At 38.4% G+C, this 12,185-nt stretch carries 11 protein-coding genes; 6 read left to right on the forward strand and 5 right to left on the reverse strand.

The features are described 5' to 3' along the window. Positions 1–370: 370 nt before the first annotated feature. On the forward strand, positions 371–2,122 hold the full coding sequence (locus ADM90_RS14570; RefSeq protein WP_053995740.1) for a methyl-accepting chemotaxis protein: 1,752 nt from the start codon (positions 371–373) through the stop codon (positions 2,120–2,122). Positions 2,123–2,153: 31 nt separating this feature from the next. After that, the gene (locus tag ADM90_RS14575; RefSeq protein ID WP_053995688.1) at positions 2,154–3,848 is read left to right on the forward strand and encodes a methyl-accepting chemotaxis protein; all 1,695 of its coding nucleotides are present in this window, start codon (positions 2,154–2,156) and stop codon (positions 3,846–3,848) included. Positions 3,849–3,870: 22 nt separating this feature from the next. On the opposite strand, the gene ADM90_RS14580 is transcribed toward ADM90_RS14575, so the two are convergent. Beyond that, positions 3,871–4,182 carry a hypothetical protein gene (locus ADM90_RS14580; RefSeq protein WP_053995689.1) on the reverse strand — a complete coding sequence of 104 codons (312 nt, stop codon included), beginning with the start codon at positions 4,180–4,182 and terminating at the stop codon, positions 3,871–3,873. Positions 4,183–4,446: 264 nt separating this feature from the next. Between ADM90_RS14580 and ADM90_RS14585 the strand changes: the two genes are divergently transcribed. The 3 genes from ADM90_RS14585 (at position 4,447) to panF (ending at position 7,381) form a co-directional block, all read left to right on the forward strand. Continuing rightward, a complete protein-coding gene (locus tag ADM90_RS14585; protein ID WP_053995690.1) occupies positions 4,447–5,427 on the forward strand; it encodes a diaminopimelate dehydrogenase in 981 nt (326 codons plus the stop codon). 248 nt (positions 5,428–5,675) lie between these two features. Continuing rightward, positions 5,676–5,933 carry a YhdT family protein gene (locus ADM90_RS14590; protein ID WP_053995691.1) on the forward strand — a complete coding sequence of 86 codons (258 nt, stop codon included), beginning with the start codon at positions 5,676–5,678 and terminating at the stop codon, positions 5,931–5,933. Beyond that, entirely contained in the window at positions 5,933–7,381 is a 1,449-nt protein-coding gene (panF, locus tag ADM90_RS14595; protein WP_053995692.1) for a sodium/pantothenate symporter, read from the forward strand. Before ADM90_RS14590 ends, panF begins: the two co-directional genes overlap by 1 nt. 33 nt (positions 7,382–7,414) lie before the next feature. On the opposite strand, the gene ADM90_RS14600 is transcribed toward panF, so the two are convergent. After that, positions 7,415–8,182 (reverse strand): TSUP family transporter, encoded by a 768-nt coding sequence (locus ADM90_RS14600; RefSeq protein WP_053995693.1) that lies wholly within the window; start codon positions 8,180–8,182, stop codon positions 7,415–7,417. A gap of 103 nt (positions 8,183–8,285) precedes the next feature. Between ADM90_RS14600 and ADM90_RS14605 the strand changes: the two genes are divergently transcribed. Next, entirely contained in the window at positions 8,286–9,068 is a 783-nt protein-coding gene (locus ADM90_RS14605; RefSeq protein WP_053995694.1) for a TrmB family transcriptional regulator, read from the forward strand. 58 nt (positions 9,069–9,126) lie between these two features. Here the strand turns inward: ADM90_RS14605 and ADM90_RS14610 are convergent, their stop codons facing one another. The 3 genes from ADM90_RS14610 to ADM90_RS14620 all read right to left on the reverse strand — a co-directional run bounded on the left by ADM90_RS14610 (position 9,127) and on the right by ADM90_RS14620 (position 12,140). Beyond that, positions 9,127–9,498, reverse strand: a complete 372-nt coding sequence (locus tag ADM90_RS14610) for a nucleotide excision repair endonuclease (RefSeq protein ID WP_053995695.1) — start codon at positions 9,496–9,498, stop codon at positions 9,127–9,129. Positions 9,499–9,576: 78 nt separating this feature from the next. After that, positions 9,577–11,391, reverse strand: a complete 1,815-nt coding sequence (locus tag ADM90_RS14615) for an FtsX-like permease family protein (RefSeq protein ID WP_053995696.1) — start codon at positions 11,389–11,391, stop codon at positions 9,577–9,579. Further along, a complete protein-coding gene (locus ADM90_RS14620; protein WP_235473570.1) occupies positions 11,388–12,140 on the reverse strand; it encodes an ABC transporter ATP-binding protein in 753 nt (250 codons plus the stop codon). Before ADM90_RS14620 ends, ADM90_RS14615 begins: the two co-directional genes overlap by 4 nt. Positions 12,141–12,185 lie beyond the last annotated feature (45 nt).

Genomic DNA, 12,185 nt, shown 5'->3' on the forward strand with positions numbered 1-12,185 from the left:
TTTGGGTCCCCTTTTTTTATATTTTTGTACCTGTCATTTATAGAAGAGAGCGTAATTGCCTATTAAAAAATAAGTATTCTAGCAAAAATAAGCATTCTTTCACTGTACAAAATTGAACTGTGATAAAACTCCTGTATTTTTCAAATAGAAGAAATCGAAAAATGAATAGGTCTTTTATAATGGTTCTTTAGAATTTAATTTGAACTAAAATCTTACACTTTATAGGTTGTTTTTATCTATTCCTGTGTTTATACTATTTTTAACTATGACATCTAAGAATCACTTGAAAATAATAAAAATCATGAACAAGAAAAAGGGGGGAGCTGTGACGCCTTTTGTCCATTTGCTAGGGCTATGCAGCGAAAGAAAAATGTTCTTTTCTAGGAAAGTAGCTGGTGATTATAATTATTTTTCTGCACTAAATTTTTCCGATATAGAATCTAATGAGCGATTTAAAGAAAAGTTAGATTTTTTAGCTTTTTCGAAAAATAGAAGGGAGTTAGTGCGTTATTTACGTACAATTTATGAGAATAATCGGCAAGAAATTTTAGACAATCTATCTGACCGTTTGTATGACGTACATGATTTTGCACAAATAGCTCAGAAGTATCCTGAAGTAGGAGGAGAAAAGCAATTAATCGATGATTATTTTAAGAGCCTGTTTGAGGATGAATTGAACCTTCAGTATGTTTTTAAAAGAAGGAAATTATCGTCCATACTTTTAAGCGTTGGCATATTACCAAACCAGATCATTGCCATCTATATGTTAATCAATCAATTGCTCATCCCGCTCATTGTGAAAGAATTATCTCGAAATCCAAAAAACATGCTAGATGTCCTACTCGCATTTGAAAGTTTATTGAATATAGATCAGCAAATTATCTTTGAAACCTATATAGAAAATCAAGCAAATTCTGTTGTTACAGGGTTAGGAGAAATTATTAAATATAATACACAACTTGTCTCAATCAAAGAACTAATCGAGTTTCAAGAGGTGCAGCAAAAAGAGATTGTTGCCGCAAATCAATCGATGCAGGATTTAGAAAATAGCATTGAAGAAATTGCTGTTTCTGTAAGTGATATTTCAGCTCAAACTCAAACAGCATTGTGTGAATTAAATGAAGACCTAGCATCCTTAAAGCATATTACTTCTCTTCTACAGTTAACGGATGAAAGCCAGAAATCAATGCAGGTAAATATCGGCCTTTTGGTAAACCATGTAAATAGTGTGGCAAAGTTAATGGCGTTAATTAAAGCCATTGCAGATCAAACGAATCTTCTAGCACTCAATGCTACAATTGAAGCAGCAAGAGCTGGAGATGCAGGAAAAGGCTTTTCTGTAGTAGCCGAAGAAATTCGTAAATTGGCTGATGATACAAAATCGTCTGTGCTTTCAATTCATGCTGACATAAATGAATTACTATTAATAACGGCAGATATACAATCGATTACACAGCAATTTGCCAAAGATTTGCATAAGGGTGTAGTCGATACAGCAATGATTACAGAAACATTAACAAATTTAAACGATAATATTCAGCAGCAAGGCGTTCGTTTTGGGGAAATTGCTGAGACAGCTAGAAATCAAGCTGCATCAGCTAACTACATTTCCGAGTGCAATCAAAATATTACTGAGAGCATGGCGAAAAGTAAGGAAATCGTATTTCAGATGGGCTCCTCGATTTATCGACTGAGCAATATGATTGATGACTACCGTACCAAAACAATTTCAAATAATTACATCATTAGTCAGGAAGATATTATCGAATTGGCGATTACTGATCATTTGCTCTGGAGTTGGAAAATTTATAATTTACTATTAGGTTTTGAAAAAATGTCTGCAGAAGAAATCGCCTCCTATCAAAACTGTCGTCTCGGTAAATGGTATTACGGATTAGGCAAAACATTGCTTGGAGATAAAGTTATTTTTAAAGAGCTGGAAGAACCTCATATACGCATCCATGAATTGGCGAAAAAGGCTGTACAAGCATTTAATCAGGGAGACAAAGATCAAACGGAAGTTTACCTTCGCGAAATTACCTTAGTTTCTCATAATGTAGTGAATAAATTACAGCAATTAAAAGCTCTTTTAGTAAGTGAGAAACAACAATATGAACATTAATAGGGTTTAAACAATTCTGGAGGAATAAAAAATGGCCATAATTAAACTTAAATCAGTTCGACAGAAAAATTTATTTGGTTTCTTGCTTGTCTTGCTACTGATGATTATTCTGTCGATTTACACAATCAAGTCGATGAAAAATATTCATCAGGACACCAACCATATTATGCAAGAGCAGCTACCTTTGCTTATGCTGGATCAATCTATGGCCTTTAACACGGCAGAAAAAATTGCATTAGCCAGAGGGTATATTCTAACAGGTGATATTTCCTATAAAAATGAGTTTGAGAAATATGCTGAGCAGGCCAGTACCTTAGAGGAAGAGTTGCTGCAACAAACGGAATCGCCAAAGACGAAGGAGCTTATATTATTAGGGAGAAAATGGCATGAAATGATTGTTGAAAATGTTTTTCCTCTTTTTGAGCAGGGGAAAATTGAACAAGCTGAAGCTATTTTAAATGGTGAGGCCCAAAACTATGCAAGAGATTTGATGAGTGGCTTTACAACGATGGCAGACGAACGCCAGCAGAATGTATTGGAACAAGGCATTCATGTGATTGAAATAGGCAATAAAAATATTCAATTTAACTCAATTTTCACTATTCTTATAGTTCTAACAGGAATAATTATTGCTATATTCGTAACAAATGGCATTGTGAAACCTATCAATTTGGTAATGAAACGTTTACAAAAAATTGCTGAAGGTGATTTAACAGATCCACCATTCAACGTAAAATTTCAAGACGAAGTGGCAGAGCTGATGAAGGCATCTAATTTTGTTAGCGAAAATAATAATCGTTTATTGCAGCAGGTAAAAGGATCTGCACAGGAATTACATCAGCAAGTTGGTCATATTGTTCAATCTGTTACAGAAGTTTACAATGGATCAGAGCAAATTACTGAAACGATGATAGAACTTGCCTCTGGAGCTGAAGCACAGGCAAATTTAGCAAGCGAAATGGTCACTAGGATGGACCTATTTTCCAAAAATATTTGTGAAATGAATGAAAATGGTCAGCATATATTTCAGAAGTCACATGACATATTAGTGATGACTGGTGAGGGAAAAGAATTAATGGATCAATCTTTACTACAAATGTCTATTATCCATCAGGTATTTGATGGGACAGTCACAAATGTCACCAATTTAGAAAAGCAATCACAAGAAATTACTCAGCTTGTCAGGGTGATTCGAGACATTTCCGATCAAACTAATTTATTAGCATTGAATGCTGGGATTGAAGCGGCTCGTGCAGGGGATGCTGGAAAAGGCTTTGCAGTTGTAGCAGAGGAAGTAAAGAAATTGGCCACTCAAGTTTCCTATTCTATAGTTGAAATTACAGGCATTGTGGAGAAAATTCAGCAAGAAACCCACATGGTGACAGAATTCCTTCAGCAGGGATATGTAGAGGTCGCGAAGGGCTCAGAGCAAATGAAAATGACAGGGCATACCTTTGAGAATATTAATGAAGCCGTTAAAATGGTGACGATTAATATCCAAGATACTTCTGAGAGAATTGAAATGGTCATGAGGGATAGTGAAAATGTTAGTAAAATGATTGAGGAAATAGCTGCTGTAACAGAGGAGGCTGCAGCCAGTGTGGAGCAAACAGCCGCATCAGCAGAGCAATCCAGTACCTCGCTTCAAGTTGTGACAAACAGTACAGATCAGCTAGCACAAACAGCCGATCAATTAGAGGAATTAATTCAGTTTTATAAGCTATAAAATAAGGATGGCTTTGACTTCTTTATAGGAGGTCAAAGCCATTCTTGTTGTATTCACTTTTTTTAATGAACCAGCGGGCGATATCCTTACCACTATAGTAGAAATCCACCTTATTAACCTTATTTTTCCGGATGGAGATGTCAGGGATGTCTTCCAAAACGTCAAAAGGTAAAACACCGATACATACATGATTGTTTGGTGGGAAATTTCTGTGCACCTTATTGCCAGTTTGTATTGCTTCACTCTGCTTGTTCGTTGTATTTTGTGTCATATGGAATGCAAGTAGTTCTCCTTGTGCCAATGTTGTGCTTGATGAGTAACCAATACTTTTCATTCAACATGCCCCCTTTGTCGTTACACTTATTGTACAAAAAGGTTTATGAAAATAGCCGTTATTTACAGAATTTTAACAAAACCTTTAGGATGGATGTAACCGTATTCATCTGAGGATGGAATGAAAATCATAGAAAACAGATATATGTTCTTGAAAAAAACTCCTGCTCAAACTATTGTGAATTTTCCTAACACGAAGTATTATTGTATGTAGATTTAACGTGAAAGTTTTCACATAGTCACGAAATCGTTAGGAGGAATTTGAATGAGTGCAATTCGAGTAGGTATTGTAGGGTATGGAAATTTAGGTCGCGGGGTGGAGCATGCCATTTCACAAAATCCAGATATGGAATTAGTGGCAGTGTTCACACGTCGTGATCCTTCAACAGTTAACGTAGCAAGTAATGCGAGCGTATATTTAGTAGATGACGCTGAAAAATTCCAAAACGACATTGATGTAATGATTTTATGTGGGGGCTCAGCAACCGATTTACCAGAGCAAGGTCCACATTTTGCGCAATGGTTTAATACAATTGATAGCTTCGATACACATGCGAAAATTCCTAAGTTTTTCGAGGCTGTAGATGCAGCAGCACAAAAATCTGGGAAGGTTTCTGTGATTTCGGTTGGCTGGGATCCAGGCTTATTCTCGTTAAATCGTTTATTGGGCGAATCGGTCTTACCAGTTGGTACAACATATACGTTCTGGGGTGATGGCTTAAGCCAAGGACACTCCGATGCAGTTCGCCGTATCGAAGGTGTGAAGAATGCTGTTCAATACACATTACCGATTAAAGAAGCTGTAGAGCGTGTACGTAACGGTGAAAATCCCGAATTAACAACACGTGAAAAACATGCGCGTGAATGCTGGGTTGTGCTAGAAGAGGGCGCAGATGCAGCAAAGGTTGAGCAGGAAATTGTGACAATGCCAAACTACTTTGATGAGTATAACACAACAGTAAACTTTATTTCTGAGGAAGAATTTAAAGCCAACCATACAGGTATGCCACATGGTGGCTTCGTCATTCGCAGCGGTGAAAGTGGCGCTAACGATAAACAAATTCTTGAATTCTCATTAAAACTTGAAAGTAATCCAAACTTTACATCTAGTGTATTAGTAGCATATGCACGTGCAGCACACCGTTTAAGCCAAGCGGGTGATAAAGGAGCAAAAACAGTATTCGATATCCCATATGGCTTATTATCGCCAAAATCAGCAGCTGAACTACGTAAAGAATTACTATAATCCTCAACAATCCCTGGTTATCATTTATTGGATAATCAGGGGTTTTTATATAGGAGCGGTTTAATGGGATGGATAGAATTGCGTGGCTGACGGATAGAAGCATTGAACCCGCGGATAGAAGCCATGCAAAAATGAAATCCTTCTAGTAGATGGATAGGAGCACCAAGCGGATTCACCACTGAATAGGCACAATGCTTCCCATCAGGCAAACATATCAGTAAAATAGAGTAGGTTAGGAGGATTGGCATGTGAAAGATCAACGCTTTAGAATAGCGCATAAAGAGGCGCTGATTGGGATTGGACTTGTTCTAATTAATTTTGCTATTTGGTTCGGCTTTGCCTATGGGCTGGGTGCAGGTGATCCTGCGCATTATTCGTATATCCTAGGTTTTCCTGCATGGTTTTTCTATAGCTGTATTGCGGGGACAGGCTTTATGATCCTGCTTATCTGGACTGTGATGAAGCTCTTTTTCAAAGAGGTTCCATTTGAAGAGGAGGAGCGCTAATGCATTGGCAAGTTGTATTTCCATTGGTATTATTTTTAATGATTATTTTTGGCATTGGTATTTGGGCTAATCAGCATATTCGCTCTTCCAATTCATTCTTGCAGGAGTATTTTCTTGGCGGCCGTGAAATGGGCGGCTTTATCCTTGCGATGACGATGATTGCGACATACGGCAGTGCAAGTAGCTTTATCGGGGGACCCGGTGTAGCCTATATAAAGGGTCTTGGTTGGGTATTACTGGCAATGGCACAGTTGCCTGCGGGGTATTTTGTGCTGATGATACTAGGGAAGAAATTTGCGATTCTTGCTCGCCGCTATCAAGCTATTACATTAATTGACTTTTTGCGTGAACGCTATCAAAGCCATACCATTGTGATCGTATCGGCTATTAGTATTATTGTCTTTTTATTTTCTGCGATGATGGCGCAATGGGTAGGTGGGGCGCGTTTAATTGAGTCATTAACAGGCTTAAGCTACACAGCGGCACTTTTTATTTTTGCGATTTCTGTTTTAGTTTATGTAATTATTGGTGGCTTTCGAGCTGTTGCCTTAACAGACACTGTCCAGGGTACAATTATGGTGATTGGGACAATTATTTTATTAATCGGTACCATTGTGGCAGGGGGTGGCATCGACAATATTATGGCCTCACTCGTTGCTGAAAACCCTAATTTTGTATCGCCATTTGGGGCAGAGGGTGATTTAACACCGCTCTATGTGTCAACATTTTGGATTTTAATTGGCGTAGGTGTTGTAGGGCTTCCGCAAATTGCTGTACGTGCGATGAGCTACAAGGATTCAAAAAGCATGCACCTTGCGATTATCATTGGCACGGTTGCCATAGGGACAATTATGTTTGGGATGCATTTAATTGGTGTTTTAGCAAGACCTGTCTTACCGGGGATTGAAATTGGCGATAAGGTGATGCCATTACTAACATTAAAGGTGCTACCGCCATTTTTAGCGGGCATTGTACTAGCTGCACCAATGGCGGCTACAATGTCAACAGTCAATGCGCTATTAATGCTTGTGAGTTCAACAGTTGTGAAGGATATTTATTTAAATTATATAAAACCAGCAGCGAACGATACAGAGATTAAACGGGTAAGCTTTATCGTTACAACGGTGATTGGTTTAGCGGTTATTCTCTTTGCGCTGAATCCACCAGACTTTTTAATTTGGCTAAATTTATTTGCCTTTGGTGGGCTAGAGGCAGTCTTTATATGGTCAGTTGTGCTAGGGCTGTATTGGAAAAAGGCAAATAAATATGGAGCAATTGCCTCCATGATTGCGGGAATGACCTTATATATTGTCATTGATCGATGCTATCCTTCCGTTTTTGGCATGCATACGGTGACGATTCCCATTATGGCATCCTTGCTTATTTTTGTCAGCGTTAGTTTGCTGACCCATCATAAAGTGAAAGATACAGCGCTCATCATTGAATAAAAAAATGCCGTAGAATAAGCTTCTGCGGCATTTTTATGTTAGATAATCATAGGCATTTTTGGCGAGCAGTGTGATCGTTACAACAATAAACAGTATACGAACAAAGCCGCTTCCTTTTTGAATCGCTAGGCGTGACCCAACCACAGCCCCTGCAATTTGTGCAATTCCCATGACAAGACCATAGACATAATGAATTTGCCCTAAGTAAGCAAACATACAAAGACCTGCGACATTGCTTGCTAAATTTAAAAACTTTGCATTGCCCGCAGCCTTTAAAAAATCAAAGCCTACCAATAAAAAGCTAAAAATTAAAAAAGAGCCTGTCCCAGGACCAAGAAATCCATCATAAAAGCCAATGCTAAATAATAAAGCCATGAACAATAGTAAATGCGTGCGCGAAAGAGTTTTCACGGCTGCTATAGCGCCCCAATCCTTTTTAAAGATTGTATAAACTGCCACAGCCGCCAGCATCACAAGCATTAATGGCTTTAACAGTGCTGGGTTGATTAAATGCACAGTCCACGCACCGAACAATGAGCCAATAAAGGCAAGTGGGAAATATTTAAGAACAGGGCGAATCTCAAGCTGCCCAGAGCGATAAAAGGAAATAGTGGAGGTAAGCGAACCCATCGAGCCAGCAAGCTTATTCGTTGCAACAGCAGCAGCTGGATTTAGCCCAGCAAATAGTAAAGCGGGTAATGAAATTAAGCCACCGCCACCTACAACAGAATCGATAAAGGCTGCTAAAAAACCAAAGGCAATTAATAAAAGAAAAATATGTATATCCATATCGAAAAACATGATGACACCTCATTAAATTAGTTACTACTAGAATAGTAACTAATTTAATGAATACTGTAAACCCTTCATTTTTCGTCTATAATAAGAGCAATGGAGGGATTTGATGGAGGAATTAATCGCCCAATTAAAAGAGCTAGGCTTTACTGAATATGAAGCAAAGGCTTATACAGCCCTGGTACAGCATAGCCATGTAAATGCCTATCAGGTTAGTAAAAATTCAGGAATACCACGTGCTAGAGTTTATGATATTTTAACAGGTCTTGTTGACAAAGGGATTGTGCTTAAGGAGGAAACAGCCGAGCAAACCATATATGCTGCGCTACCTGTCGCGGTTTTTTTACAGCAAATGCAGCAGCGTTGGCAAGCTAGTTTTACATCCATTGGTATAAAATTAGCCAAATTAGAATCAAAGGAGCAAGAAGTGGAGCATAAAGTAGTGATGCTAAAGGGCAAGGAGGCGATTGTCAACTATTGTCAATCACTGCTCCAAAATGCTAAGCAGAAAGTGCTGTTATCAATGTGGGAAGATATGTATGAGGCGTTATATGAAGACATTCAAGAGGCAGAGCAGCGTGTACCGATTCATGGCATTACCTTCTATGTGGAAAATCCAATTGCTACATTAGAACAGCATCGCATGACACGCTATACACAAAAGCCCTCCACACCGCATTGGTTTATTATTTCCGTAGATGGACAGCAAATGATTTATGGACATGTACCATCTACTCAGGAAATCGCCTTTATTACAACGGATCCTGTTCATATTTATTTGCTGGAGGATTATATTTGGCATGATGTACTGGTCAATCGTTTAATCAAGCGCGATGATCAAGCATTGGAGGAGTGGATTACAAAAGAGCGACAAGCCTTTTTCCTAGATTAGAGCTCTAGCGTATAAGCAAAAAAAGTGAAATCCCTATTGCAAGAGATTTCACTTTTTCTTAATAAAATACTTTATCGATATTGTATTTGGAGCGGAAGACATTGATGGCGTATGTTTCGTAAATATCGCGTTCCATTGGATCTTCTATTTCATACACTTCAATTTTAAAAATTTCATCACGGTGGTTTTTCACAGGTGATACATTGTCTTCAAAATGCTTTTTAATGCGTTGACGGATTTTACGGGCCTTTCCAACAAATAAAAGTTCATTTTTTTCATTATAAAATAAGAAAATGCCGCCATTTTCGCGTGTGATTTTATGGAAATCAATAAATCCATGGTAAGGTGTAATCGGCACATCACCAGGCTTTAGATCTTGCTCACGTTGACGAATGACTACATCTGGCTTTGGAAATTCAATTTTAATCAAGCTATTCACGTTCCTCTCTATCCCTAAAGCTTTATGATACCATACTAATGGTATGTTTACCATAAAGGGAAATTTTATTTATAAATTTGTTTCCCACTCACACCTCACCCGACTATAGCTATAAAAAATAAACTGAATGACAAAGAACACAATTACCACAAGCCCTAGCTTCTGCATATAATCCCATGTATTTGGGAATCGGTGAAAAAATAGATAGAAATAGTACGAGACAAGCATGACGCTTAAGAAGAAAGGGGTGAAGAAGAGGATACGTAGCTCATTGCGAATGAGTTGCTTTTTCTCTCTTCTACGTAAACCGATGCGCTCTAAAGATTGCATATATTCTTTTTGTGCTGGTAGGTCAGAAAGTACTTTGTAAAAAAGCACGATGCCGCTTGCAAGTACGAATAGCAGACCGATAAAGCTTGCGATAAATAGAGCTAAGCCTGTACGCTGAAAATCGCTTTCGAGTTCAAGCTCTTTGGAAGCGGGTTCGTACTGTGATGGGATTTGATCTACTTTATTGATGCTCTTTAGCTTTTCTTCATAAGCTAATGCCTCGGCTTTGCTTACCTTATGCCCCAACTTATGCACTGTAAAGATATCTCCTTGATAAATACTTGGGTCATCGACTACAAGGATTTCCTGTATATTATAGCCAAATAAGCTGCTGTTTGTGACAGCACGTGATAGATGTTGAACATCTTTTAATACTGTGCCGTTCCATTTTATAGGTGTTTTAAATGGTTTAAGCTCTTTGTCATTTCGAATAAGGGCAGGTGTGGTGATTTTTTCATGCATATAGTTTTCATATTGTGTTTTTGATACGACAATAATATCGAGTGGCTTTCCCCATTCGCCTTGAATCTGCCTTGCATAGTTGTCTACCACAAAATCGAATGTTTCGCTTTGTTCATCAAGCCCTTGCCAATCTTTTGATGTGACATACATATAAGAAGCTGGATTACTAGCGTCGTTCATTTCTTCTGTCGAGGCATATAGGACATACGCAAGCCCTATAAATACAATAGAGCCACCTAGCATAATCATCACCAGATACAGCGTTGTTTGGAAAGCACGTAGGCGATGTGTAACATTTGATAAGGTCAACATCAGGCGTTGGTAGAATAATGGAAATATCTTCATTATACGCTTCATAACTAACAGACCTGCACCAATCATGAAATAAGGTGTAAGCAACGTAAGGGCAATAGCAATTTTAAGTAATGTTTCATGCCTATTCTCCATCGCATAAGGAACTACCCATAAACTGCCAACAAATAAAAGGATGCTGATGAACCCTAGAAGGTAGCTGCCCTTTGTTGCATCTTTGAGCGTTTTTGCACGGATTAATTGGACCAGCGCTAGACGTTTGATATAAAGCGCACTAAGGAAAAATGTGACCATCATAATACTTAAAAAGATGGCGATGGTGATGCTGAAAGAGGCTGTATTCAATTGAAATGTTAATTCAGGAATACGTATAAATTGCTGGAAGCCTAAATAAAATAGCTTGCCGAATACGATGCCTGCTAACAAGCCTGTTGCAAGTGAAATGCCTGTAATCATCAATTGCTCAAAGCTAAGTAAGCGAATTACTTGCTTGGATGTCATGCCCAAAGTAATGTATGTACCCAATTCCTGTCCACGATATTTCAAAAAAGATACAGCAGCGTAGGTAATAAAGAGAACTGAAAATGCGACTACCATGCCAAGTGCGAGCTGTAAGTTTTGATAATAGCTTGGTTTTAGTGTTTGGATGATGGCTTCATTATACAGTAGGCTCGCGAATAAAAAGAGCAGTGTCACAATCAGCGCATAGACAATATAGATGGAAATGTACTTACGTGCATGGAATAGCATATTTTTCTTCATGATGCCTTGAAAATTCAATCTTTTGCACCACCAATCGCGCTCTGTACTTCTAAAATACGATCAAAAAATTGTGTGTGATTGCCATTAGATACAATGGTCATTTCTAGTCTGCCGTCTTTCATAAAAATAATTTTTTTACAGAATGAGGCGGAAAAGGCGTCGTGTGTGACCAGAACGATTGTATTTGCCAATTCATTGTTTAAGCGCTCAAGCATCAGCATTAAATCGTTGGCTGATTTTGAATCTAAATTGCCTGTTGGTTCATCCGCAAAAATAACGGCTGGTTCTGTAATTAATGCACGTGCGGCTGCCACGCGCTGCTTTTGTCCACCTGATATTTGAGCAGGGGCATTGTCAGCGATACGGGCAATATTTAGGTAGTTCATTAATTCTCGCGTTTTTTGTTCAACGATTTTAGGGTGCTGACGGTCTAAAATAAGGGGTAGTCCTATATTTTCTTTAACAGAAAGGCTGTCGAGTAAGTTGAAATCCTGAAAAATATATCCTAATTTTCCCCTGCGAAATAAAGCCATTTTATCCTTTGATAACTTTGTGATATCGGTATTAGCAATAGTAATTTCGCCTGATGTCACAGGTTCAATGCCTGCAAGCATATTTAATAATGTTGTTTTCCCAGAGCCTGAGGCGCCCATAATGCCGATAAATTCTCCCGTTTCGATTGTGAGCGAGATGCCATCCACCGCTTTGACGATTGCTGCGCCAGGAAAGGCTTGGTAATGCTTTGTTAGTTTTTGGACTGTAATCATTGTCAGTCACTCCTTTCACTTTTAGCTTATCGCAGGTGCAACTTT

This window comes from Lysinibacillus macroides, from assembly GCF_001281525.1.
GTDB classification, from domain to species: domain Bacteria; phylum Bacillota; class Bacilli; order Bacillales_A; family Planococcaceae; genus Lysinibacillus; species Lysinibacillus macroides.